The sequence below is a fragment of the Pseudomonadota bacterium genome (assembly GCA_016711215.1).
Classification (GTDB): Bacteria; Myxococcota_A; Polyangia.
Genome location: JADJTL010000001.1, coordinates 108,163 through 132,401, shown reverse-complemented (window position 1 = coordinate 132,401; position 24,239 = coordinate 108,163). Strand labels below are relative to the sequence as shown.

General features: G+C 71.8%; 18 protein-coding genes and 1 tRNA gene. 12 read left to right on the top strand and 7 right to left on the bottom strand.

All coding sequences use genetic code 11. The features are described from left to right. The first annotated feature begins 122 nt into the window (after window positions 1–122). The 6 genes from IPL40_00490 to IPL40_00465 all read left to right on the top strand — a co-directional run bounded on the left by IPL40_00490 (window position 123) and on the right by IPL40_00465 (window position 7,066). Window positions 123–443: a peptidyl-prolyl cis-trans isomerase gene (locus IPL40_00490; protein ID MBK8479647.1), complete on the top strand. Its 321-nt coding sequence runs from the start codon at window positions 123–125 to the stop codon at window positions 441–443. 128 nt (window positions 444–571) lie between these two features. Continuing rightward, window positions 572–653, top strand: a tRNA-Leu gene (locus tag IPL40_00485). Between the two features lie 67 nt (window positions 654–720). After that, a complete protein-coding gene (locus IPL40_00480; protein MBK8479646.1) occupies window positions 721–2,361 on the top strand; it encodes a SpoIID/LytB domain-containing protein in 1,641 nt (546 codons plus the stop codon). 126 nt (window positions 2,362–2,487) lie between these two features. Continuing rightward, window positions 2,488–4,344 (top strand): serine/threonine protein kinase, encoded by a 1,857-nt coding sequence (locus IPL40_00475; GenBank protein ID MBK8479645.1) that lies wholly within the window; start codon window positions 2,488–2,490, stop codon window positions 4,342–4,344. Between the two features lie 101 nt (window positions 4,345–4,445). Then, window positions 4,446–5,330, top strand: coding sequence for a hypothetical protein (locus IPL40_00470; GenBank protein MBK8479644.1), 885 nt, complete (start codon window positions 4,446–4,448; stop codon window positions 5,328–5,330). Window positions 5,331–5,422: 92 nt separating this feature from the next. Then, window positions 5,423–7,066 (top strand): hypothetical protein, encoded by a 1,644-nt coding sequence (locus tag IPL40_00465; protein ID MBK8479643.1) that lies wholly within the window; start codon window positions 5,423–5,425, stop codon window positions 7,064–7,066. Window positions 7,067–7,098: 32 nt separating this feature from the next. Here the strand turns inward: IPL40_00465 and lexA are convergent, their stop codons facing one another. Then, window positions 7,099–7,776: a transcriptional repressor LexA gene (lexA, locus tag IPL40_00460; protein ID MBK8479642.1), complete on the bottom strand. Its 678-nt coding sequence runs from the start codon at window positions 7,774–7,776 to the stop codon at window positions 7,099–7,101. Window positions 7,777–8,015: 239 nt separating this feature from the next. On the opposite strand from lexA, the gene IPL40_00455 reads away from it, so the two are divergent. Next, window positions 8,016–8,933 (top strand): hypothetical protein, encoded by a 918-nt coding sequence (locus IPL40_00455; protein ID MBK8479641.1) that lies wholly within the window; start codon window positions 8,016–8,018, stop codon window positions 8,931–8,933. A 144-nt stretch (window positions 8,934–9,077) separates the two neighbouring features. On the opposite strand, the gene IPL40_00450 is transcribed toward IPL40_00455, so the two are convergent. Continuing rightward, window positions 9,078–10,328, bottom strand: a complete 1,251-nt coding sequence (locus IPL40_00450) for a hypothetical protein (GenBank protein MBK8479640.1) — start codon at window positions 10,326–10,328, stop codon at window positions 9,078–9,080. 250 nt (window positions 10,329–10,578) lie between these two features. Here IPL40_00450 and IPL40_00445 point away from each other — a divergent pair, with 250 nt between their 5' ends. Both IPL40_00445 and IPL40_00440 read left to right on the top strand, forming a co-directional pair. Then, window positions 10,579–11,682: a hypothetical protein gene (locus IPL40_00445; protein ID MBK8479639.1), complete on the top strand. Its 1,104-nt coding sequence runs from the start codon at window positions 10,579–10,581 to the stop codon at window positions 11,680–11,682. 109 nt (window positions 11,683–11,791) lie between these two features. Further along, entirely contained in the window at window positions 11,792–13,768 is a 1,977-nt protein-coding gene (locus tag IPL40_00440; protein MBK8479638.1) for a serine/threonine protein kinase, read from the top strand. 32 nt (window positions 13,769–13,800) lie between these two features. Here the strand turns inward: IPL40_00440 and IPL40_00435 are convergent, their stop codons facing one another. Together IPL40_00435 and IPL40_00430 are read right to left on the bottom strand one after the other, a co-directional pair. After that, window positions 13,801–14,778, bottom strand: a complete 978-nt coding sequence (locus IPL40_00435) for a porphobilinogen synthase (protein ID MBK8479637.1) — start codon at window positions 14,776–14,778, stop codon at window positions 13,801–13,803. A gap of 11 nt (window positions 14,779–14,789) precedes the next feature. Beyond that, window positions 14,790–15,986: a uroporphyrinogen-III synthase gene (locus IPL40_00430; protein ID MBK8479636.1), complete on the bottom strand. Its 1,197-nt coding sequence runs from the start codon at window positions 15,984–15,986 to the stop codon at window positions 14,790–14,792. A 37-nt stretch (window positions 15,987–16,023) separates the two neighbouring features. On the opposite strand from IPL40_00430, the gene IPL40_00425 reads away from it, so the two are divergent. Then, window positions 16,024–16,500 (top strand): DUF192 domain-containing protein, encoded by a 477-nt coding sequence (locus IPL40_00425; protein MBK8479635.1) that lies wholly within the window; start codon window positions 16,024–16,026, stop codon window positions 16,498–16,500. Here IPL40_00425 and IPL40_00420 read toward each other — a convergent pair. Continuing rightward, a complete protein-coding gene (locus tag IPL40_00420) occupies window positions 16,494–17,021 on the bottom strand; it encodes a hypothetical protein (protein ID MBK8479634.1) in 528 nt (175 codons plus the stop codon). The genes IPL40_00425 and IPL40_00420 overlap by 7 nt on opposite strands. A gap of 247 nt (window positions 17,022–17,268) precedes the next feature. Here IPL40_00420 and IPL40_00415 point away from each other — a divergent pair, with 247 nt between their 5' ends. Together IPL40_00415 and IPL40_00410 are read left to right on the top strand one after the other, a co-directional pair. Then, complete coding sequence (locus tag IPL40_00415) at window positions 17,269–19,077, top strand: AarF/ABC1/UbiB kinase family protein (GenBank protein MBK8479633.1); 1,809 nt, start codon at window positions 17,269–17,271, stop codon at window positions 19,075–19,077. Window positions 19,078–19,083: 6 nt separating this feature from the next. Continuing rightward, window positions 19,084–19,824 (top strand): SOS response-associated peptidase, encoded by a 741-nt coding sequence (locus IPL40_00410; GenBank protein ID MBK8479632.1) that lies wholly within the window; start codon window positions 19,084–19,086, stop codon window positions 19,822–19,824. A gap of 10 nt (window positions 19,825–19,834) precedes the next feature. On the opposite strand, the gene IPL40_00405 is transcribed toward IPL40_00410, so the two are convergent. Together IPL40_00405 and IPL40_00400 are read right to left on the bottom strand one after the other, a co-directional pair. Continuing rightward, window positions 19,835–21,259, bottom strand: coding sequence for a hypothetical protein (locus IPL40_00405; GenBank protein ID MBK8479631.1), 1,425 nt, complete (start codon window positions 21,257–21,259; stop codon window positions 19,835–19,837). Window positions 21,260–21,643: 384 nt separating this feature from the next. Next, window positions 21,644–24,214, bottom strand: a complete 2,571-nt coding sequence (locus IPL40_00400; GenBank protein MBK8479630.1) for a protein kinase — start codon at window positions 24,212–24,214, stop codon at window positions 21,644–21,646. Window positions 24,215–24,239: the final 25 nt, after the last annotated feature.

Sequence of the window (24,239 nt, the reverse complement as noted above, 5' to 3'; positions counted from 1 at the left end):
GCGGGCCGGTCGCGCATCCCCTGGGAACTGACAGTCCGGGAAACCCCTGCTAAAGTCGCGGGTCGATTTATCGAGACCTCGGTGTTTCGCAGCGGCGCCAGCGAGCGCCCAAGGGGGTGATCATGTCCGATACTGCAAAAGCCTCGCACATCCTGCTGATGTACAGAGGGTCGTCGCGCTCGAGCGCGACGCGCTCGAAGCAGGAGGCCGAGGAGCACATCGCGGCGCTGAGCGCCGAGCTCACCGGCGGTGGCGACTTCGCGACGCTGGCACGTCAGCACTCTGACTGTCCCTCGGGGCAACAGGGCGGTGACCTCGGCCAGTTTGGCCGGGGCCAGATGGTGCCTGCCTTCGAACAAGCCACCTTCGCGCTGCCGGTCGGCGGCACGAGTGGCGTGGTCGAGACCGCGTTCGGCTTCCACCTGATTCGGCGCACGGGCTAGGGGCGCAGGGGGCCACGTCCCCGCGCCTCGGTCGCGCTCCGCGGCGCCCCACTGCGCTCGGCCCGCAATCAATCAACGGACTGTTGACAGAGGGAGCGTTCCGTCTATCATCGGCCGCGCTCGACGCCGCGAGGATGGCGGAATTGGTAGACGCACCAGCTTGAGGGGCTGGCGGGGCGACCTGTGGGGGTTCGAATCCCCCTCCTCGCACTTCGGTTCTTTGGCGCAGGACTGAGCGCTTGCTCAGCGACGGCACGCCGCCCTAGCATGGGCGCCGATGCGTCCCTTCTTCCCCCTCGCCTTCGTGCTCTGCGGGCTGGCTGTCCCCGCCGCGTCGCGGGGCGACGAGCTCAGCCGCGGCGACAAGCTGCGCGCGCTCTATAGCAACCAGTTCGCCTTCGATCGCCGGGGCGTTCCGATCATCTCGATTGCGATCGCCGAGGGACTCGACCTGGCGACGATCGAGGCCAGTGTGCCGCCGCGGCTCCTGCCCGACGGCGAGGACGGTCCCGAGGTGATCGCTGGCACGAGCTGGCAGATTCACCTCGAGCCCATCGCGCCGGCGGAGCTCGAGTATTTCTCCGTGCTCGGCAGCCGCGGGGTCGGCCTTACCGGCGAGCTCCCCGCGCTCTTCGCGAGCTGGCGGCAGCGTGGGCTCAAGCCGCGACTGATCGAGATCGGCACGGTCTTCGGCGTCAAGGGTCACGTCTTCGACAACCGCGCCTTCCTCCTCGCCGATGGACCGTGGCCCAGCGCGGAGGCCGCGCGGAAGCGGGCGCAGAGCCTCGTCACGGGCTCCGTCGACGAGGCGACGAGCGTCGTCTCCCAGCTGCGGAAGCAGCCCTCCGCGCTGCTCGAAGCGGTCGATCCGCGCAGTGGCCTCCGCGTCCGGGCGCTCAATGCGTTGTGGTTCGCGCCGGCGACACCCGAAGGGCAGCTCGCGCTGCGCCTGCGCGCGGGTGGTCCAACGCATGCGTACTGGGGCCAGGTCTACGTCACGGTCGACCGCAGCTCGCGCCTCGTGGTCGTCAATGCGGTGCCTGCGGACAAGCTGCTGGCAGGGCTCGTGCCGGCGGAGATCTTTCCCTCGGCGCCGCCCGCGGCGCTCGCCGCCCAAGCCGTGGCCGCGCGGGGCGATCTCCTGGCCAAGATCGGCACGCGGCACCTTACCGATCCCTATCGCATCTGCTCCTGGCAGCACTGCCAGGTTTACCGCGGCGTCGGCTCCGAGCATCCCGCCACGACCGCTGCCGTCGCCGCCACCCGCGGGCTGGTGCTGAATCGGCGAAAGGGCGGGTTGGTCAGCGCCCTCTACTCCGCCCACTGCGGCGGCCACGGCGAAGACAACGACGCGGTCTGGCCAGCCGCGCCCGACAGCGCCCTGCGCGGTCGCCTCGACGGCGGCGACGCCACCGATCGCAGCCGCTTCGGACAGGGCATCACCGAGCAGACGATCGAGGCCTGGATCGCACACCGCCCGCAGAGCTGGTGCGCCCGCAGCGGGATGAACCGCGACAAGTTGCGCTGGCGCGTCGTGCTGAGCGCCGCACGCCTGAGCGAGCTGCTGCGCCCGCTCGCCCTCGGTGCGCTGCGCGCGGTCGTCGTGCTGCGCCGCGGCCGCTCGGGACGGGTGAATCTGCTGCGCCTCGAGGGCTCGAGCGGAACCCGCGAGGTCAAGGGCGAGCTGACGATTAGGCGCCTCTTCGGTGGCCTGCCGAGCTCGATGTTTGTCGTGCACCCGTCGCGCGACGCGCAGGGCAAGGCGGTGCCGCTCGCGTTGGAGATCAGCGGCGGCGGTTGGGGTCACGGCGTGGGGATGTGCCAAACGGGCGCCATCGGCATGGCGAAGGCCGGCCGGACCTTCGAGCAGATTCTCCAGCACTACTACCCGGACACCGAGCTGAAGCGCGGCTACTGACGGTCACGCCCTGCGCGCCGGGGCGAAGGGCGGGCCGGGCGCCGGGCACGCGCCGCGTTGAGCGCCCACGGCGTCGACCCTATACTTGGAAGCTCCGGCACCGACCGGATTCCGAGGAGCGCGGACGTGGCGTCAACGCAGCGGCTGGACCAGAGCGCCGAGAGCCAGGGCGTCGTCGATGAAACGGGCGACGGCGCCGAGGGCGGGGTCTCCGCCGAGGAGCGCACCGCCCGGCGCATCGTCGACAGCGCTCGACACGCGCGCGCCGTCGCGGAGCCGACGCGCCAAGCCTACCGACGCGTTCCGAGCGGCGCGTCCGCGCCAGGGGTCGAGGCTTCGACCCCACGGGGTCGCTCAGGGCCGCGCACCGGCAGCGCCGCAGCGTCGACCGCCGACCGCTCCGCAGGCGGCCTCCGCAAGGTCGCCCGCGCGACGGGGGCCGATGGCGCCGCGGACACCAACCTGGGCCGCGTGCTGGGTTCCTACCGTCTGGTGAGCGTCCTCGGCCGCGGCGGCATGGGCACCGTCTATCGCGCCGAGCACGTAATGCTCGGGCGCAAGGTCGCGCTCAAGCTCCTGCGGCCGGAATACGCCGCCCGCCGCGAGGCCGTGCGCCGCTTCTTCAACGAGGCCCGGGCCGTCAACGATATCGGCCACGGCAACATCGTCGACATCGCGGACTACCAAGTACTGGAGAGCGGCGAGACCTTCTTCATCATGGAGCTGCTCGAAGGTCAGGATCTCGGCAAGCTGATCCGCCACAGCGGCCGGCGCCTCGAGCTACCGCACGCGCTCGAGATCGCCCTGCAGGTCTGTGACGCGCTCGAGGCGGCCCATGACAAGGCGATCATTCATCGCGACCTCAAGCCGGACAATATCTACGTCAGTGAGAGCGAGGCGAAGGGACTCCACGTCACCCTGCTCGACTTCGGCGTCGCCAAGCTGACAGGCCTGAGCGCCACCGATAGCAGCCTGCAGACGGCGATCGGTTCGGTGCTCGGAACGCCGGCGTATATGTCGCCCGAGCAGGCCAGCGGCCTCTCCGTTGACCAGCGCACGGACATCTACTCGCTCGGCGCCATCCTCTACGAGATATTCGCCGGCCGCCCGCTCTTTCGCGCCAAGTCCTTCGGCGAGTTCGTGCTCAAGCACCTCAACGAAGCGCCTTTGCCCTTCGCGCAGCTCCCGGACCCGCCCGAGGTGCCGCCCGAGCTCGAGCGCGTCGTCATGCGCTGCCTGGCCAAGGATCCGGAGCAGCGTTATCCGAGCGCGACGGCCCTGCGCGATGAGTTGCTGCGCGCCACGGGCGCGGCCAAGACGGCCCGGCGGACCCGCCCGACCGATCAACCCCACGATCGAAGCCATGCGCGCGAACGCTGGCGGTGGAAGTGGCCCGCGCTCGGGGCAGGCGTCATCCTCAGCGCGGTCGCCGCGTTTTGGTTCGCGGCGGGCCTTGGGGGCAGCGGCAACCTCCGCAGCACCCTCGTCCCGGTCCCCATGACCAGCGCAAACGGCGCCCGCGTGAACCCCTCGGGCATGCCTCTCGGGATCGCGCTCCCCACCGGCGGCCCCCGCGGCGCCGGCAGCCCGAGCGGGGTGGCTCGGCTGCAGCTCAACACGGAGCCGGCCGGCGCGTCCGTGCAGCGGCAGGGCGAGCGCCGAAGCCTGGGCACGACACCGCTGACGCTCGATGTGCCGCTGCAGCATGAGCCGCTGGAGTTCATCTTCCGCTTGCCGGGGCATCTTGACGCCCGCGAGCGCGTGCGCGTCCGCGATGGGACCGTGGTCTGGGTCAATCTGGAGCCGATGGTTGGGCTGAAGGCCGCCGACCTGGCTGCAGCGGAAGCAGCGACGACCGCGGACGGGCATCCCGACGCGCGGCGCCCCGCCACCACGCCAGCACCGCGCGCGGCCCGCCGACCGAGGCAGCGCAGGCCGCGGCCGATCTCGCCCGGCGAAACCGTGGACCCCTTCGCGCGCTGAGCTTCCGGCAGCGCCGCCGCGGGCCCTCGGCCCGCCGATCATCGTCTTGCGAGCGGCCTGGACAGGGGCCTCGAAGTCGATACAGTCAACAAGAGACGTTCATGCTGCCGCTGCCGCGCACCTTCAATTCGCTCGTTTCGTCGCGCCCGCCGCGCTGCGCCTACGCTCAGCGCCTACCGTCCCGCGCGGGTTCGGGGCTCGTCCTGGCGCTGTCGATGCTGCTCGCGTTGGGGGGTGCGGGGAGGGCGGAGGCCGCAGCGAAGCCGCGCGCCGCCCGCGCGGAGGCGCTGCGCGAGGCCCGGGCGCGGCGCCACTTCCGCCGCGGCGAGGCCGCCTTTGCCGCCGGCGACTTCCGGGCGGCGCTCGCCGATTACGATCGCGCCTTCCGCCTCGCGCCCTTGGCCGGCTTGCTCTTCAACATCGCTCAATGCCATCGGAACCTCGGCGCCCACGAGCGCGCGATCTACACCTACAAGCTCTACCTCGCCCGCCTGCCGGAGGCCCCCAACCGCGAGGCCGTGCTCGCGCTGATCGCCGAGCTCCAGCCCTTGGTGGCGCGGCCGGCGACCGGGACGGGGGCGAAGGGCTCGGCGACGACGCCAGCGGCAGCGTCGCCCCCGCGAAAGGGCGCGCCCTTTGAACAGGCCCAGGGCAGCCAGGACGTCGTCGTCTGGGGCGAGGGCGCCGAAGCAGCCGTCGCCAGCGGACCGGCGGGCGAGGCGGCGCGCGCGGGCGTCAATCCAGCCGCGAACCCGACCTCGAGACCAGCCGCCAAGGCGCTGCTCGGCCCCGGGCTGACCACGCGCTTCACCGCGGAGCCGGTGGACCAGGCGCCCTTCTACCGCCGGTGGTGGTTCTGGACGGCGATCAGCACGGCGGTGGTGGCGAGCGCAACGGCCGTCGGTGCCCACTATGCTAGCCAGCCGCGTCATCACGCGCTGAATCCCTCCACGCTGCCGCTGTGGGCGCTGCCGCCGCTGCGCTAAGCTGCGTCTCACGACGAACGAGGTCGACCATCCTCAGGCCAGCCCAAGACCAACTCGCCGCGACGACGAAGCGGCGCGCGCGCGATGCCGCTGTGCTAGGCCTTGTGCTGGCGAGCGTCGGCTGCGGGCCGCTCGACACTGCGCTGGTGATCACGGTCAGGCCGCGCCCGGGCGTGGACACGGCCGAGACGGCCGCCCTGCTCGTGGCGCTGGAGATCCCGCCAGGCTCCACCGAGCGCACGCAGACCAAGCTCCTTCCGCTCGCGGGAAGTCCGGTGTTCGTGCAGCGCGAGGCGGGCAACGCCGAGGCGCTCATCAACATCGTGGCCAACGGAAGGCGCGGGCCGGCGGGCGTCACGGTGCAGGCCGTCGACGGCCAGGACCGTCCGCTCGGCGTGGGCGCGGACGCCCAGGCCGGCAGCCTTGCCGTCGGCGGGATCAGCGAGCGAACCCTGCTGCTCGACGCGGTCCATTCGATTCGCCGAGACGTGGTGCTGGCCACCGACTTTGCGCTCGAGGCCACGGGCCGCCAGGTGGCCTCGGCCGGTGACGGGCGCTTCGTCGTGGTCTGGGAGACCTGCCAGCTCAGCGAGCCCGTAGCCTGCAGCGTCAGCGCTCGGCTCTATGCGAGCGGGAAGTTCAACGAGGGTCGCTTCGTCGACATCCCCTCGAGCTCCGGCAGCGACGAGATGCCCGCGGTGGCGATGCTGCCAGCCGGTGAGTTCGCGGTGATCTGGCGCCGACGGGCCTCGGGACTGGCGCCGGCGATCGTCGCGATGGCCTTCGATGCCACCGGTCAAGAGCTCGGCGGCGGTGCGGTGACGCTCAGCGATCCAGCAGCCACTGAGGTAGCCAACCCCGATCTCGCCGTGCTCCCGGCGCGGGACGTGGCCAGCGGTCCAACCTATGCGGCTGCATGGTCCCAAGCGGTGGGGAGCGGCGCGTCGGCACGCCATCAAATCGCCGTCGCCCGCCTCGTGCCCGAGGGCCTGACGCTACGCCTCGAGAAGCTCGCGGCCGCCAGTCAAACCGCCGGCGATCAGAGCTTGATCCGACCCGCCCTCGCCGCGGGGCCGGACCACTTCGCGGTGAGCTGGATCAAGCTGAACCAGGGCACGGCCGACATCGAGGTCCGCGCCTACGACAGCACGGGCGCGCCGCGCGGCACTGAACCCCTGCTGCTCGCCCGCAGCAAGCAGGGCCTCGCCAGCGGCCTCGACCTCGCCCCGCTGCAGGCTGGCGGTTACCTCGCAATCTGGCACGACATCGATGAGCAGGGCCCCGACGCCAGCGGCCGCGGCATCCACGCGCGCCGCTTCTCTGCGGCGCCCGCGCCCCTCGACGACTTCGAGTGGATCGTCAACCACGAGGAAGCCGACAAGGAGGCCACCGAAATGGACCAGTTCGACCCGGTGCTGACCAGCAGTGGGGGTCGCAGCTTGTTGGCGCTCTGGACGACTCAGCAGCGCACGCAGGCGGCGATTCGCGGGCTGCGCCAGCGGCGCGTCAGCGCCAGCGGCGATGCCCCGGTCGGCGCGGGCGTCGATCTACCGCTGCTCGACGCTCAGTCGGCGACCGGCGCCGTGGACCTGCAGCCGCCCGGTGCGCAACGCGCCGCCGCCTGCGCGCTCGATGACAAGCGCGTGATCGTCACCTTCCTGCGGCCATTGCCGAATAACCCGAGCGGTCGCGAGTTCGAGCTGCTCGCGCGCATCGTCCAGGGCGACGGCGCGTAGCATCGGCGGCGACGCCTCCCAGCGAGGGCCGGTCAAAGGCGGCGGTAGACGCCGACGACCACCCCGAGGAGCTGCACCGCTCGCCCCTCGCCCGAATGCACGACGATGGGCGCCATCGCCGCGTTGGCGGGCTGAAAGCGCAGCTCGTCACCGTCGGGGTAGTAGCGCTTGACCGTGGCCTCGTCGTCGATCAGCGCCACCACCGTCTGGCCGGCGCGCGCCGTCGGTTGGCGACGGACGAAGACGTAATCGCTATCGAGGATGCCGTCTTCGATCATCGAGTCGCCGCGCACGCGCAGCGCGAAGACCTCGCCGGGAGGGGCGCTCCCGAGCAGCGAGCGATCGACCTTGATCGACGTGTCGCTCTGCTCGACGGCGAGCTGAGGCTGCCCCGCGGCGACCTGCCCAAGCAAGGGGACGCTGACCACCGAGGTGGTTCCGACCGGCCGCAGCGCGCGCGATTTCCACAGCTCGCGCTCGAGGTAGCCCTTGCGCTCGAGCGCGCGGAGATGATCGTTGACCCCGTTGGTGCTGCGAATGCTGAGACGCTCGCCGATCTCCCGCAGCGTCGGCGGAAACCCCCTGGCCTCGATGCACTCGCCGATGTAGGCGAGGACCTGCGCCTGGCGCGCCGTCAGCGCGCCGCGCCCGGGCTCGCCTCGCCCGCCCTCGAGCTCGACCACATCCCCGTCTCGCTCCAGCCGCTGCATCAGCTTGCTCCTTGCTCCTTCCGCAGCCCGGGCCGCGGCCCGCGCGCAGGCCACCAACCCCTTGCTGCTGCCCTCCCGTCAGCGCTCGGCGAGGGCGATTGGAGCCACTTTATACTGAACGTCTGTCCATTGCCAAGCCAGCGCCGGCTGGCTGCGCGAAGCAGCCCAGCGATTTGACGGCGGCGCGCGCGCCATCGTAACGTCGCAGCCTCGCTTGAAAACTGTGGAGGCATCCAAGCATGGATATTCAGTCGGTGCTGGTGGGTCTGGTCGCCGGCGGCGCCATCGGGGCGGCGATCGTGATCGCCCACGGCAAAAAGGTGACGAGGGCGCTCGAGGGAGAGCTGGAGCGCCTCCGGAAGCAGTCCGGCGAGCAGCTCAAGCAGGCGCAGGCGGCGCATCTCGAGGCCACCAAGGACCTCGCCGTGCAGCGCCAGCGGCTCCAGGCCCTGGAGAAGAGCCTCGGGCAGAACACCACCGAGCTCGATCGTATGCGCGACAGCGCCACCGCTGCCGAGCGGGCACGCGATCAGGCGCTCGAGCAGGCCAACGCTCGGCAGGCGGCGCGCGTGCAGGCGGAGGGACGGCTCAAGCAAGCCGAGAAGCTCGCCAGCGAATCGGTCCAGCGGCTGGAGGCCACCGACGAACGCCTGAAGCACCTGCTCGAAGAGCGCGACGCCATCGCCACCGCCGAGGCCAAGCGCAACGACGAGATCCGCCGCCTGCGGGCGGAGCTGAGCGCCGCGCACGACGCTGCGGGTGGCGCCGGGCTGGAGTCGTCAGTCGAGGTCTTCGCTGACACCGATGGATCGCTGCAGCGCGTGCTCCAAACCCTGCTCGACCACGAGGGCCTGCGCGCCGCGGTGCTGGCAGACGCCAACGGCATCGTCATCGCCGCCGCAGGCGAGACGGTCCTGCGTGAAGGCATCGCCGCGACCGCCCAGATGATGTCGACCATCGGCGGCCGCTTCGAAGGGATGGTGCCCTTCGGCATCGTGCGCGCGTTCGCGATTCGCGACGCCGAGGCGGTCGCCATCGCCGGGCGCACCTTCCACGCAGCAGGGGAAACCCTCGCGCTCGCGACCTACGGCAATCGCGCCCCGAACGAGCGGGTGCTCGACGGCGCGATGGCCAGCCTCAACGCCGCGCTCGAGTAGGTCGGCCGTCCCCCTCTTCCAATCGCGCGCACTTCCAATCGCGCGCACGTCCAATCGCACGCACTATCCAATATCCAATCGCGCGGTAGACCTTTCTCAGTGGCAGCAGCAGAGGCGGCGAGCGCCGGAGGCCGAAGGCGCCGCTTAGCTCCCGTCGAGCGGGAGGCCGCCGTCGGCGCCCACAGCGTCGCGGTACACACCGCTCGCCGTGTCGTCGAGGCAGCGCCCCACCGCGCTGCGGACCTCACTGAGCACGGCCCCAGTGCTGCTGCTGCGGCAGGCCATGTGCGTCGGATTGCCCGCACCCGCGAGTTGCTCGCAGCGACCGCCCGAGGGCAGCGTGGCGCAGCCGACCAGCGCCGCCGCGCCGCAAACGGGGGCGTCCGCCAGGTCCCGTCCGTCGCCGGTGACGGCGTTATTCCAGCTGTAGCACTCGTAGTCACCACCTCGATCGGCCCCGTGTCCGCGACAGCTCGCCGGATCGCCGGGCTCGCAGCGTCGGAGACAACGCCCGCCGGCGAAGCCGTTGTGGCAGGTCGCGTCGCTCGGACAGTCGTACTCCGGCAGCGAATCGGCGAAGGCGCAGTACATCACGGTGCAGTAGCCGTTGGGGAAACGCTCGACGCTGGTCGCCTGGGTCACGGGCTCGTCCGCATCGCTCAGGGCGTCGGCGAGACACCTGCCGTTGGCGGGGCAATCGAGGTCGTCGACGCAGGGATCACCCACGCGCGCGGCCGCGCGCCCGTGCTGATGCGGCGCGCAGAGTCCTGTAGCCGCGCAGCGCCCGGGCAGCGCACAGCGACCCTCCGCGGCGCAGAAGGCGCCAGCGCCCAAACCCGCGCACTGGGCATCACGGGCGCAGATCGTCGTTGCTCGGACTGGGCAGTCGCGGTCCGTCCGACAGCGCGGCTGCCAGCAGAGCGCGCGATGGCGGGTCTCGAGCCAGATGTCGGTGACTGGATGGCAGACCTGTTCGGCCGGACAGGTCTCGCGCGTCAGGCTCGGCGTGCATTTGCGCAGGCAGAAGGCGTCGCTCGCGGTCAGCGCTGCACACGCCACCTCGGCTGCCGGACGGCAGTCATCCTCGTTCAGGGGATCGACTGTCGCTGGGTTGTCGGGGGTGCAGGGTCGGGTGCAGACGCCGAGCCCGCGCGCCTCATCGAAGGTCAGACACAGCGGTGAGCCGGGCAAGCAGTCGTCCACGCCGCGGCAGATCGCGCCGATGTTTGCCGCCAGCGCAGCATCCGTGCCGCCGTCTCGAGCGGCCACGCCACGATCCCGCAGGCCTCCGTCGCGCCGCGGCAAGGCGGAATCGCTGCAGGCCAGACCGGCCAGCAGCAGCAGCGCCACGCTCGCGCGGCCCCGCCGAGCGAAAGATCGACTGCGGATGCGCATCGTCGCTGGCTTGTACCGCGGCGCTCTTGGGCTGTAAAGCCGACCACGCAGCCGGGGCTAGCGCGGCCGGGGGTAGCGCGGCCGGGGGGCCGTGCTGGCGCCGCCGGCCTGCGATTCGATCTAGAATGGGTGCGGCGAACTGAGGGAAGGTCGGCTGATCCCCTTGCATCGAGCGCTCGCAGACCGCGACCAGGGACCCGGGCCCGATCCAAATCGCGCCCGCGGCTTTCGGTTGGCGCGCTCGGCGGCGTTGGGCCTGCTGCTAGCAGCGACGCTCGCCTGCACCCGGTCGCCAGCGGCCGACGCCGGCGGCGAGCAAGCCAGCGCGCGAGCGCCCGCGGCGGGCGGCGGCGGGGAGAGCGCCGCGAGCTTCGTCCGCTGCACGCGAGCCGCGCCGATCGGCGACGCCGATACGGCGCCCCGGCGCCTGGGCACGTTCGAGCTCCTGACGCTGAGGGCCGGGCAACTTGAGCCCCGGCCAAGCGCTGGCTGGAGCGGCCAACCCAGGCGCTCCGCTGGCTCGCTGCGTCTCGGCGTCCTGGCCGACACGCACGAGGCGCTGCCGCAGACGCTGGCGCAGTTGGCCCGCTTGGTCGACCGCTTCGCCGCGGCGCGCGTCGACGCCGTGGCGGTGCTGGGCGGTATCGACAGCGCCTTCGTCGGCGCCGTGCGGATCTTGCGGGCCCTGCGTGGCCCCTGGACGCTGCTCGCCCTGGCTGGCGATCGCAGCTCTGCCGAGGGCTTCCAGGCGGCGCTGCGTCACGCCGATCCGGCGGCGATCGACCTGACGCGCACCCAGATTGTCGCGCTGCCGGCGCTGACCGTGATTGGCGTCGCCGGCTATCATCTGCCGCATCACGCCCTGGCCGGAGCGCAAGGCTGCGGCTACGACGCCGCAGACCTGGCGCTGCTCGGCGCGCGCCTGCGGGGCACGGCGCGCCCACGCTTGCTGCTGGCCCACGGACCACCGCGCGGCCGCGGCCCCGACGCAGTCGACCGAGCGTGGGGCGCGATCAACATCGGCGACCCGGCGCTGCGCCCTTGGATCGCGAGCGCGGAGGTGCGCTTCGGCGTCTTCGGCCACGTCCACGAAGCGGCGGGACGGGCGACCCGCCTCGACGGTTCCCCGCTCGCGCCCGGCGTCTGGAGCGACTCGCTGCTGCTCCAGGTCGGCAGCAGCGACGGGCTGCCTCATCATCAGCGCGCGAACGACCCTTCGACGGGGGAGTGGTCGGGCGCCACGGCGGCGGTGATCGAGATCGACGGGGAGCGCGCGCGCTACGCGATGATCACGGTGGGCGGCACCAAGGGCGGCGCCCACGCGGGCACGTCCTCGCAGCCAGGGGCCTTTTGACCCCCTCCAGGCGCTGCGCTACGCTCGCCGCGCTGGCTGGAGAGGCCGCGCCTACACGCGCCTCGGCGGCCTTGCCCGCAGGCGCCCCGCGACCGCGGAAACGACGGACGTGATCGAGCCCACTGCCCCACCTGCTGCCGACCCCTGGATCGACCGTGTGATCGACAGCCGCTACCGCGTGATCGAGCGCATCGGTCGCGGCGGGATGGGCAGCGTCTACAAGGTCGAGCACGTGCGGATGGGCAAGATCGCAGCGCTCAAGCTGCTGCATCGCGAGCTCGGCCAGGAGCCCGCGGTTGCCGCCCGCTTCCGTCAAGAGGCGGAGGCGATCAGCCGACTCAACCACCCGAACATCGTCCAGGTCTTCGATTTTGGTCAGATCGGCGACACGCTCTATCTGGTGATGGAGTACCTCTCCGGCGAAAACCTCGGCGTGTTGCTGCGGCGGCAGGGGGCATGGCCCCTAGCGCGCTGCGTCCGGGTGCTGGCCCAGGTCTGCGACGCCCTGAGCGAGGCGCACGCGACCGGGATCATCCACCGCGACCTCAAGCCGGAGAACATCCAGATCGCGAGGACGCAGTCCGGACAGGACCTGGTTAAGGTGGTCGACTTCGGCCTCTCGAAGATGATCGATCGCGAGCAGGATGCGATGGAGACGCGGCGCGGTGCGCTGGTCGGCACGCCGCACTACATGTCGCCCGAACAGATCCGCGGGCTGCCCATCGACCTGCGTTGTGACATCTACAGCCTCGGCGCCGTGACCTACCGCATGCTGACGGGACAACACGTCTTCGCGGCCCCGACCCCCCTCGCCGTCCTGACCAAGCACATGAGCGAGGCGGTCGTGCCGCCGAGCCAGCTGGTGCCGGCCGGCGCCGTGCCGAGGGCCGTGGACCATGTGGTGATCTGCGCCCTGGCGAAGGAGCGCGAGCAACGTTACGCCAGCACGCAGCAGTTCAAGGACGCACTGCTCGGCGCCGCCAACCGCGCCGTTGGCGACGACAGCGCGGCGCCTGCACTGCCGCAGCCGAGCGACGCCAGCGATCTCGACCGACGCGTCGAGCTACCGGAGCGCCGTCGCGCCGACCAGCTCGATGCCCTGCCCTTGATCGGCGGCCAAACGCTCGGCACGGACCCCGAGACCGCCCTCTTCGCGCGCGGGCTGCGCCGCGCTCGGCTCTTGCGCGGCGCCCTCCTCCTCGGCACTCTCGCGCTGCTGGGCGGCGCGTTCTACCGCTACGCGATCCGCCAACCCGCCGCGCTGGCGCCCTTACGCGAGCATGAACCCAACGACACGCCGGCAGACGCGACGCTGCTGCGCCCCGGCCAGCCGGTCACCGGCTTGCTTGGCCAGCGCCTCAGCGCTGCCGAATCCGATCGCGACTGGTATCGCCTCGTGGTCGTGGGATCGGCAGCCCAGCAGCTGACGGCGCAGGTCAGCGCGCTCCCGAACATGGACCTCACCCTGGAGCTCTACGACGGCCGTGGCCAGCGGCTGGCCGCCGCGGACTCGGCTGGCCACGGGCTCGGCGAGCTGCTGCCAGCCTGGCCCGTCACGACCGGCAGCTACTACCTGCTGGTGCGTGAGGTTTGGCACGTCGGCCGCATTCCGACGGAGAACGTCACCGATACCTATCGCCTGGAGGCTGCGCTCGCGACCCCTCCAGCACCGTGGGAGCTCGAGCCGAACGACGCCGAGGGCAGCGCCAACTCCTTGGCGGTGGGCACGACCGTCGAGGGCCTTCTCGGCAGCACGAGCGACGAGGACACCTACCGCGTCGAGGTGCCACATCCCCGCCTAGTCGGCGAGGTCAGCGCCATCGCCGGGGTCGACCTCGTGGTCGAGATCTGGCGGCAGGGCAGCGCGCGGCACAAGATCATCGACGCGCACGGCAAGGGCGCCAGCGAACTCATCAGCGGCATTCGCGCGCATCGCGAGCGACCGATCTTCGTGCGGGTGCGACGCAAGGATCAGCGCAAGCGCCTGGAGGAGGCCCCCATGGGCCTCGACCAACCCTACCGCCTGCGCGTCTGGCCCAAGGACGCGGCGCCGCCGCGCCGAACGCGGCGCGATGCGCGACCCTGACGAGCGCCGCGCGCGCAGCGCTGGCTCGCGGCTCAGGACGCCTGGGTCAAGATCCGCGCCGCCTCAGCTGCGGCGAAGCTGGCGACCGCGGCGGCCCCCGCCCGTCGCAGGCAGATCAGCCGTTCGACCAGCGCGCGATCGCCGTCGAGCAGGGCGCGCTCTGTCGCCAGGGCGTGCAGGCGGTGCTCACCGCTGCCCTCGGCCGCGATCACCGGCAGATCGAGTTCTTCGACGAGCATTGCGATGATATCGAGCGAGGGGAGCGCCGGACAGACGACCAAGGCGTCGGCGCCCTCGTCGGCGTCCAGCGTCGCCTCACGCAGCGCCTCGCGGCCGTTTGCTGGATCGAGGCGGTAGCCGCCGACGTCGACCGGCGCGCCCTCGCCGACCCGATGCCAGCCACCCGCGCTGAAGGCCGAGGCGAAGGTCACCGCTCGGGCGATGATACCGACGTCGTCGAGGCCCTCCTCGTCGAGTGCGTCCCGCACCAGCGCGACCTCGCCGTCGACGGCACCGGAGGTCACCACGAAATCGGCCCCGGCGCGCCCGTGCAGCAGCGCCGCCTCCGTCAACAGCTCGAGCGTCGCGTCGTTGTCGAGCTCCTGATTACGCAGCACCCCGGGATGCCCATGGCTGGTGAAGGGCGTCAAATCGAGGTCGGAGAACAGGACCAGCTCCGGCGCCGTCGCGCGCAGCTGCGTCAGCGCCGCCGGCAGGAGGCCGCGCTTGTCGACGGCCGCGCGAGCCAGCTCGTCGCGCTTGCCGACGGAGGCCGCGAGCCACACGGTACCCACGCCCCGGCGCTGCAGCTCGGCGACGACCTCGACCAGCCGGTCGACCGAATAGGCCGAGACGCCTGGCAACGCGGCGAGCGGCTGCTCTCTATTCTGGCCCTCGACGACGAAGAGCGGCGCGATCAACTGGCCGACGTCGACCGCGGTCTCGCGCATCAGCCGGCGGGCGTTCGCCTTGCGCCGCGTGCGACGCGCGCGATATTCGGGGAAGTGCATCTTGACTCCGTTCAGTGCGTGCGAGCGAGCGACGGTGTCGTCGACTCACGCGCGGAAAAGTGCTGCTCGAGCGCCGCGACCATCGCCGGCAGCGTAAAGGTCGGAGGGCTCACCGCGACCGTCATCCCCAAGGCGCGGCAGGCAGCGCCAGTGATCGGCCCAATCGCCGCCACCGTCACGCCGGCGAGCAGCGCCGACAACCCGTCGCCGACGATGCGCGCAAAGTGCTCGGCCGTCGAGGCGCTCGTGAAGAGCACGATCTCGACCTGCCTCGCCCGCAGCGCGGCCAATCCGGCCTGCCACTGCTCGGCGGGCGGCAGGGTCGTGAGATAGGCCGTGACCACGTCGACCTGCGCTCCACGCCGACGGAGGGTTTCGGGCAAGAGGTCGCGCGCGCGGGCGGCGCGCAGCAGCAAGACGCGCTCTCCGGGAACGCATCGCGCCGGCAGCAGCTCGAGCAATCCCTCGGCGCGATGATCCTTGGCGACGAGGTCGGCGCGAATGCCCAGTTGGCGCAAGCGCTCGGCCGTCGCCGGTCCGACCGCGCAGACCTCGATCCCGGCGAGCATCCGGGCGTCGAGCCCTCGCAGCTCGAGCGTCTCTGCGAGCGCGGCGACGGCGTTGGCGCTGGTCAGGATCAGGCGTTGATAGCTGCGGAGCGCCGCCACGGCGGCCCGCAGCGGCGCCAGATCCGGCGGTGGCACGATCGCGATCGTCGGCATCGTCAGCGCCAAGGCACCACGCTGCTCGAGCAGCGCGCAGGTCTGCGCCGCTTGCTGCCGCGCGCGGGTGACGAGGATGCGGCAGCCCTCGAGGGGACGACCATTGCTCCAGCCGGCGGAAGCGACGCCAGGCACGACGGTCAGCGGCACGCCGCCAGCCGCGCATTCCGCCGACAGCGCGGGTAGCCAGTTTGCCGAGGTCGCGTCGCCGGCCGTGAGCCAGACGACGCGGCGACCGGCTCGCGCCGCAGCGAGCGCGCGCTGCGGCTGCTCCGGCGCGCCCTCGTCCTGCCAACGCTCGGCCTGCGGCGGCGCCTCGCCGAGCAGGGGGATGCCGCACTCCGCTGGGTGGACGAGCAGCTCCGCGACGCGCAGCAGGCGCCGACCACGCACGGTGATCAAGTCGTGCGTCCCGGGAACGACGCCGACGACGGCGATGCCTCCGATCCTGGCACTATCGGCTTGTTGGCCTTCTTGCTGATCCACGCGAGGTCCGTGCCCGTGCTAGCTTGGCGCCGTGAAGATAGCACGGGTAAAGAGCGCCCTCGCCGGGGCCCTGGCACTCGCGAGCCTCGCCTGCTCAGCGCGCCAGCTTGCACCGCAGCCGCGCGCGGACGCGGCCTTGCCGCTCTCCGTCGCGATTTTCCGCCCCCCCGGACGCACCGTACGGCTACGCGTCGAGGTCGCCCGGGATCCAGCGGCGCGCGCGCGCGGCCTGATGTTTCGCCAGCAGCTCGCCGCCGATGCGGGGATGGTCTTCCTCTTCGAGCGCGAGGAGCAGCATCCCTTCTGGATGAAGAACACGCTGCTCCCGCTCGACATGATCTTCGTCGACGGCCGGGGCGCGGTGGTTGGCGTGGTGCACGACACGGAGCCGATGACGCTGACGCCGCGCGATGTCGACCGCCCATCGCGCACGGTCGTCGAGGTGCGGGCCGGCTTCGCTCGGGCCCACGGCATCGGCGTCGGCACGACCTTCGAGCTGCAGCTCCCTCAGTGAGGGTCGTCGTCGGCTGCGGGCACAGCGCCAGCCGCGCCGCCGCCCGGCTGACCCGGCGGCGGAACGATGACCTCGGTCGGTCTCGCCGCGCGCCCCTCGTGCACGTGGACCTCGTGCTTGACCTGGGGCTGCAGTCGCTCCTCGTTGGGAACGAAGCGCACCTCGGTTCGCAACTCGATCGTCATGCTGGTTAGCAAGCGCTGCAGCTCCTCGTTGATGCGCATCCCCTCGAGCACGCGCCTGACCTCGGCCGCCACGAGGCGCACCAGCTCGCTCTTCGTGGTCTGCGCCTGCCCGACCAGGTAGCCGGCGACGTCCTTCGGCAAGGAAAAGTCATTGGCCAGGCGCCGAATGCTCTCCTCGGGCGTCAAGATCGCCCCCAGCCCAGCATAGAGCGTGCGCCGCAAGACATCGGGCACGAGCGCCTCGAGCCGCTGCCGCAGCGGTTCATCGCGCAGGCGTCCGCCCTCCTCGGGGGCGCCAGCGCCGGCGGCCGCCTCTGATTGCTCAGCCTCACTCATCACATCGCTCCCTTCCGCAGAAGCCCCCTGCAGCAGCAGCGCCCCTGCGGCGACACCGCGCGATCCAGCCCCTCAGCGCGCGCACTCAGCGCGCGCACTCAGCGCGCGCACTGCGCGCCGAAGAGGGCTCGGCAGCCGAGCTTAGGCCCCGCCGGGCGGCGGAGCAACGGACCGCAGACGCACGACCCGCCGCGCCGCGGTCGCGCCTCGGGCTGGCACGACCAGGCGACCCCGCGCAACATCGACGGTGAAGCCCACGAGCGCCTGGGCTATCATCGCCGCCGAGCCGATGCAACAGCCCAGCGCCACCGCCGCCGCCTCCGCGCGGCCCACGAATCAGGCCACGACGCGCGCGCCTTCACCGCGGCCCTTGCCGCGCCGCTGGCCGGTGATCAGCACCTGGCGGGTGATCAAGGCGCACCTCGTCACGATCGTCGTGCTGGGCTCGTATCTCTGGCTGCGCTTCTCCCGCCGCTGGCGCTCCGAGGCGGTGATGCGCCGCCGCACGGAGGCGGCCCACGCTCGCAACGCGCGGCGGATTTATCACGCCGTCGTCGAGCTCCAGGGCCTCTACATCAAGGTCGGGCAGCTCTTCAGCATCATGACGAACCTGCTCCCGCGCGCCTTCCGTTCGGAGTTGGCAGCACTGCAGGATAAGGTGCCGGCGCGCTCCTTCGCGGCAATCGAGCAGCGCATCCGCGATGAGTTCGAGGGGCGCGGCCCCGATGAGCTCTTCGAGTCGTTTGAGCGCGCGCCGATCGCCAGCGCCAGCATCGGCCAGGTCCACGCCGCGCGGCTGCGCGGCGGTCAGCGCGTCGCGGTCAAGGTACAGTACCCCGACATCGAGCACGTCGTTCGCGCCGACCTGGCGACCTTGCGACGAATCTTCCGGATCGTGCAAGGCTTCATCCACTACCCGGGCCTCGACTCCGTCTACAGCGAGATCCGGGCCCTCGTGCTCCAAGAGCTCGACTTCACCGCCGAGGCCCGCCACGCCGAGCAGATCGGGGCGATCTTCGCCGACAATCGCGAGGTGCGCTTCCCACGCGTGGTGCGCGAGCTGACGACGCGCCGCGTCCTGACCACGGACTTCGTCGAAGGCGTGAAGGTCAACGACCTGGCGGGACTGCGGCAGCTCGGCGTCGATCCGCGAACCCTGGCGCGACCGCTGATCGAGGCCTACTGCCGCCAGATCTTCGACTACGGCATCTACCACGCCGATCCGCATCCCGGGAACATCCTCGTCAGCGCCGGACCCGTGATCACCTTCGTCGACTTCGGCGCCGTCGGCGTGCTCTCAGAGAAGATGCGGCACGGCATCGTGCAGGCGCTGCAGGCCGCCGTGCGCCGCGACACGCCAGCCATCATCGCCGCGCTGCATGAGATGGGCTTCATCGCGCACGACGCGGATCCGCGCATCTATGATCGCGTGGTCGAGTACCTGCACGGGCGCTTTCAGCGCGAGATCCAGCTCGACAGCTTCAACCTCAAGGACCTCCGCTTCGATCCCCAACGCGGGCTGCAGAACCTGGCCGACCTGCGCCAAATGAACATCTCGCTCGGTGACATCACCGATACCTTCCACGTGCCCAAGGAATGGATCGTGCTCGAGCGCACGGTCCTGCTGCTGACGGGCCTCTGCACCGAGCTCGACCCGGAGCTCAATCCGATGGCCGTCATCTCGCCGCACCTCGAGCGCTTCGTGCTGGGCAAGGATGGCGACTGGTCGCGCTTCGTCCTCGACGCGGGGCGCGACGCGGCGCTGGCCGCGGTGGCCTTGCCGGCCGAGCTGCGGAAGTTCATGAGCCGAGCGCTGCAAGGCGAGCTTCAGATCCAGCTCGTGGGTCGTGACGACGCCGCACCGCTCTATCTGCTGCTGGTCCACGAGCTGATCTACACGGCCTTGGGCCTTGCCAGCGGCTTTGGCGCCCTCCGCTTCCACGATCGCGGCCTACGCGCGTGGGCGCTCGGGTTGGGGATCACGGCCGGCGTCTGCGGGCTCCTTCTGCTGCGGGCGATGAGCTCCGCCCGACGACTCCTGCGCCGCCGCCGCTGACCCCAGATGTGCGGCCGCTACACGATCACCAGCGACGCGGCGACCATCGCGGAGCATTTCGACTTGCCCGCGCTGGGCGTCCCGTGGCGCCAGCGCTTCAACATCGCGCCCTCCCAGAGCGTGCCCATCGTCCGCCTCGATGACGCGGCCCGGCCCGAGCTGGTCAGCGTCGCCTGGAACCTCTTGCCGCCGTGGGTGCGCGATCCGCGCCGCGGCGCGCGGCCGATCAACGCGCGCGCCGAGACGGTCGAAGGCAAGCCCTTCTTTTGCCAAGCGTGGCGCCGACGGCGCTGCCTCCTGGTCGCCGATGGCTTCTACGAGTGGCAACGTCGCCGGCGGGGAAAGCAGCCCTACTGGCTCCGGGCGACGAGGGGCGGCCCAATCGCCTTCGCGGGCCTCTGGGAGCGCTGGACAGCGGACCCGGAGAGCGAGGCGATCGAGAGCTGCACCCTGCTCACCACACGCGCGAACGCGGTCGTTCAGTCGATCCACGACCGGATGCCGGTGATTCTGCCGCCGAGCGCGTACGCGCGCTGGCTCGCCCCCGCGGCCGGCCCGGCGCTGGACGCCCTGAAGACCCTGCTGGTGCCGGCAAGCGACGAGCTGCTGCAAGCCGTGGCGGTCACGGCCTACGTGAATGACCCCAAACACGACGACCCGGGCTGCATCGCGGCGGCCGAGCGAGCCTGCGCTTGGAGTTTCGACGACGGCGAGGACAGCGGCCCCGCTCCCGCCCCGACGGAGTGACCGAGGCGCTTCAGCGCCGGGCCGCCGCCCGTAGCGCCTGAACCCAGCGCCGCGGGCGCAGCACCCGAATCTCGTCGCCACCGGGGGTTGCCCCCAGGCGCAGGGCCCATTCGATGAAGTCATCGCCCGGCAGCCGCACGCCGAGATCAAGCCCGCGCAGGCGCCCGCGAAGACAGGCGACCTGCGCCGGACCAACCCCCTCGCCACGCACGAAGCCGCGCACCGTGCGACCCGAGTACTGGGCGTAGACGGCCACCCGCAGGCGCACGCCGGCCGGCCCGATGCCACAGCGCCGGACCAGCGCCAAGACCCGGCGCGCAGCCGCCAGCGGTGGAGGCTCATCGGTTGCGGCGCCGTTGGCGTGACGAGCGCTCGGCGGCGCGATGGGCGCGGCTGCCTTCGGCGTCGGTTGTGGCGCCCGCGGCGCGACAGCGGGCGCCCGCGGCGCGACGACCGCCGGCGCCCGCGGCGCCGGCGCCCGCACTACCACGGGCGGCTGCGCTGGGCTCACGAGCACCAGAATCGCCGTCGCAACGGCGCTCCCCGCGAGAAAGCTAATGCCTGGGACCAGCCAGCGCGGAAGGGGTCGCCCGCTCCTCGGGCGCCTCGGCGCTGCCGGCCCGACTGCGCCCGCCGGCGCCTGGACGGCCTGCGGGCCAAGAGGCGGTTCAGCCCCCGCGGCTACCGCACGCCCGTCGGCGCCTCCGGCGGTGCGTGGCGCCTGACGCGGCGCGTGGCGCGTGACGCCCAGAGCAGGCGCAGGCGCGGGCGCGGGCTGACCTGACGCGGCCGCCGGCGCGGTCCCGGTCGGCGCTGCCGGCGCGCTGGCCGTCGCCCGCGCCTTGCGCACAGGCTTCGGGCTCGGCTGCTCGCCACCGCTCTCGGCGAAGCGCGTTAGGTCCGCCTGCAGAGCCGCCAGCCGCTCGTAGCGCACCTCGGGGAAGGGACCCATCGCGCGCAGGAGGATCGTCCGGAGCTGGCCGGGCACCGCCGGGAAATAATTGACGCCAGAGCCGAGCTCGCCGCGCCGCAGCCGCGCAACGCGCACGTCCTGGGTGCTGCCGAAGGGGTGGTGGGCGGTCAGGCGCTCAAAGACCAGGACGCCGACCGCGAAGACCAGCGCCCGCTCGTCGAAGGCGTCACCACGCACGAGCTCGGGCGCGGCGTAGGGTCCGAGGCCCTCTTCCGCCAACTCGGCCAGCAGCGCGGGGGCGCCGCCCAAACCGGCCCCGGATCGGCCGCCCGCCCCTAGCCCACCCGCCTGCAGGGCAGCGAGCGCCGCGCAGGCGCGGCGGACCACCTCGCGTGGCGACGCTCCAGCCGGAAAGGCGCCCGCCGCGGCCCAGAAGCGCTGCGACAGATCCGCGCGCCCAGCCGGTTCCGCCGGCACCACGGTGTCGCTGCCCTCGCCGTCGCGCTCCACGCCCGCGAGCATAGCCCCGCGGCGCGAGCCGCCCAACAAACGCGCCTCCGCTCGCCCCGCCCCGGCCTCCGGCTTGGCCAGGCGCTGCCCGCTGCGTTGGAAGGCACGACTTGGAACTTGCCGCGGCGCCCAGCATGTGAGCACTTCGCAGAGGGGGCGTCTCCGCTCCAGCATGGAAGTGAAATGAACCTACCGCTGCCCGTCGCGCTCGGTGCGCTCACGCTGGCCCTTGTGACCGTGGGAATGTTCGTCGCGACGCTGCGCCTGGGTCGTCGCCGACGCTAGCCCGCAGGGCCTCGCGCGCCGCCCGCCGCCGTCCAACCCCGCGCCAGCTCGACGCCTGCTTCATCGCTGAAGGCGCCAGGCGCTGAGCGCGATCCTGCCCGAGGAGCCGACTCAGCGCGTGATCGGCAGCGTCTTGATCAATCGGGTGATCTTGCCGGCGCTGATCTCGACGACGAACTCGAAGCGCTGGTCGCCGACCACGAGGGTCACGCGGTGCGGGCCGCGTTTGAGCGAGAGGCTGGCGCGCGGCGTGATTGGCGTCGTCCTCCCGCTGTCCTTGCCGTCGATCAGCACCTTGGCCCACGGCGAGGAGTTGGCCACCAGATAGCCCTGCGTGCGGTCGCTCGTCGCCGGAACGCCGGCGTCGGCCGGGCGAGTCGCGAGGCGACCCGGGGGCTGCGCCTCTGCGCCGCGAACGCGCGCGCGCAGGCGCGGCGGCCCGGCATCCGCGCCGGATCGCGACGCGCCGTGATTACCGCGGGGGCCGGGGTCGCTGGCGCTGCGCTCGGCCGCCCGGGCGAGCGGCACCCTGAGCTTTAGCGTCGCCCCGACATCGATCCACACCACGTCGTGGTGCTCGCGGTAGCCGGCCTTGCGCAGCGCGACCTCGTGCCGCCCTGGCGCGAGTTCTCGAAGCAGCAGCGGAGTCTGCCCGCGACTCACCCCGCCGACCACGACCTCAGCTCCTGGCGGGTCGCTGCTCAGATCGAGCTGGCCGAGCTCCGAAAGCGGGTCGGCCGCGGCGTCGAGCCGCTCGGCTGGCGGCCTGCGTGGCGCACGCGGCTCCAAGGTGAGGACCTTGACCTCGCCGGGCGCCAGCGCGACGCTCCGCACCACGGGCTCCTCACCCGGCAACACCAGCGCCAGGCGATGGGTACCGGGTCGTAGCCCGCGCAGGGTCGTGCGCTGACCCGGCGGCAACGGACCGCGCGACGTGCCATCAACGTAGAGCTGCGCGACCCCTCCCGCGGCGCTCGAAAGCGTCAGCGTCGCCGGACGCGGCCCATCCTGCGCCAGGAAGAGGCGCCAGAAGACCGCGAAGAGCGCGATCAGCACCAGGGCCGCCCCAACCCCGCGGGCGACGTCGCCCCAAACACTCGGCGACGCTCGGCGAGCCGACGACGAGACGGTGCTGGGCGCGACCGGCGGCGGGGCGGCGACCAGCTCCTGCCCTCCGTCGGCACGCGCCGCCTCGTCGAAGATCACAGTCGGTCCGGCCTCCCAGCCAGCGTCGCCCACCGCGTCGCCCACCGCGTCGCCCGCCGCGTCGTCCACCGCGCCGGCCTCGGCGCGCCGAGAGGCGGGGGGAGAGCCCGCTGCTGCGTTCCTCGCGACGTGCCCGACATGCTCGAGCCGCCCGTCGTCCGCGCTGAAGACATAGGTCGGCTCGCCCGTCAGCGCATCTTGACCCACGACCTTGTCGCCGAAGATCCGCGTGACCGACGCCTCGCTCTCCTCGTCCGCAGCGACCGAGAGCACCGATACCGGCGCCGGCGTGGCAGGCGTCAGGTTCTCGTCACCAAGCAAGAAGTCGGGCGCATCGCTGACGATGGTCGCCCCATCGTCGCCCCAACCGTCCATCTGCGCGGTGGGCGCCCATGCGGGCCTCGAGGGTGGCTTGGGGCCGGAGTCGGAGCGCGAGCCGATGCGCAGCAGGGTTTCGGCCTGGAGCTCCGGCGGCGGCGCCAGCCCGAGCCGCGGCAAGTCCTCGCGGCGAAGCTCCCGATAGCGCTCGGCGGCCGCTTGGTCGCGCACCATCTCGTCCTTGAACATCCGCTGGGTCGTGGCAGCCAGCGTCTCTGCCGTCCAGGCCGTCGGCTGCTGCGCCAAATAGGCGCGCAGCGCCTCCTGCATCGCGCCCGCGTCGGGGAAGCGCTCCGCCGGCTCGCGGCGCAGCGCTCGCATCACGATCGCTTCGAGCTCGGCCGGCACCTCCGGATTACGCAGCGACGGACGCGGCACGATCGCGTTGCGCACCTTGTCGAGCACCGCGAGGTCGCTCGAGCCGGTGAACAAGCGCTCGCCGGCGCACATCTCCCAGAGCACGGTGCCCAAGGCGAAGAGGTCGGAGCGGTGGTCGACGGACTGGCCGCGCAGCTGCTCCGGCGACATGTAGCCGAACTTGCCCTTCAGTACCCCAGCTCGCGTCTTTGCCGAGCGTGACACGGCCTTGGCGATGCCGAAGTCAATGACCTTGACCTCACCGGCATAGGACACCAACACGTTCTGCGGGCTGACATCGCGGTGGACGATGTTCATCGGTTGCCGATTCGCATCGTGCTTGGCGTGCGCGTAGTCGAGGCCGTCGCAGACGCGCGCGGCGATGAACGCCGCCATCGGCAAGGACATGCGCTCGCCGACGCGCCGCAGGCGATTCTGGATCTGCAGCACGTCCCTGCCGGAGATGTACTCCATCGCAATGAAGTGCGCGCCGTCGATCCGTCCGAGCTCGTAGATCTGGCAGATGTTCGCGTGCGAGAGCTGGCCGGCGATTCGCGCCTCATCGATGAACATCGTGATGAAGTCGGCATCCTCGGCCATCGAGGGCAGGATGCGCTTGACCGCGACGATCTTCTCGAAGCCCTCGACACCGAAGGTCTTGGCCTTGAAGACCTCGGCCATCCCACCAACGCTGATGCGTTCTAGCAGTAGGTATTCGCCGAAAACGACGGGCTGCCGCATCAAGATACCGGCCTGCGGGGGCCCA

Excerpts from the sequence above, each read along its gene's own strand:
- IPL40_00455 (MBK8479641.1), top strand. The coding sequence starts at position 8,016 with ATGGATATTCAGTCGGTGCTGGTGGGTCTGGTCGCCGGCGGCGCCATC.
- IPL40_00435 (MBK8479637.1), bottom strand. The coding sequence starts at position 14,778 with ATGCACTTCCCCGAATATCGCGCGCGTCGCACGCGGCGCAAGGCGAAC.
- IPL40_00470 (MBK8479644.1), top strand. The coding sequence starts at position 4,446 with ATGCTGCCGCTGCCGCGCACCTTCAATTCGCTCGTTTCGTCGCGCCCG.
- IPL40_00480 (MBK8479646.1), top strand. The coding sequence starts at position 721 with ATGCGTCCCTTCTTCCCCCTCGCCTTCGTGCTCTGCGGGCTGGCTGTC.
- IPL40_00410 (MBK8479632.1), top strand. The coding sequence starts at position 19,084 with ATGTGCGGCCGCTACACGATCACCAGCGACGCGGCGACCATCGCGGAG.
- IPL40_00420 (MBK8479634.1), bottom strand. The coding sequence starts at position 17,021 with ATGAGTGAGGCTGAGCAATCAGAGGCGGCCGCCGGCGCTGGCGCCCCC.
- IPL40_00490 (MBK8479647.1), top strand. The coding sequence starts at position 123 with ATGTCCGATACTGCAAAAGCCTCGCACATCCTGCTGATGTACAGAGGG.
- IPL40_00405 (MBK8479631.1), bottom strand. The coding sequence starts at position 21,259 with ATGCTCGCGGGCGTGGAGCGCGACGGCGAGGGCAGCGACACCGTGGTG.
- lexA (MBK8479642.1), bottom strand. The coding sequence starts at position 7,776 with ATGCAGCGGCTGGAGCGAGACGGGGATGTGGTCGAGCTCGAGGGCGGG.
- IPL40_00450 (MBK8479640.1), bottom strand. The coding sequence starts at position 10,328 with ATGCGCATCCGCAGTCGATCTTTCGCTCGGCGGGGCCGCGCGAGCGTG.
- IPL40_00400 (MBK8479630.1), bottom strand. The coding sequence starts at position 24,214 with ATGCGGCAGCCCGTCGTTTTCGGCGAATACCTACTGCTAGAACGCATC.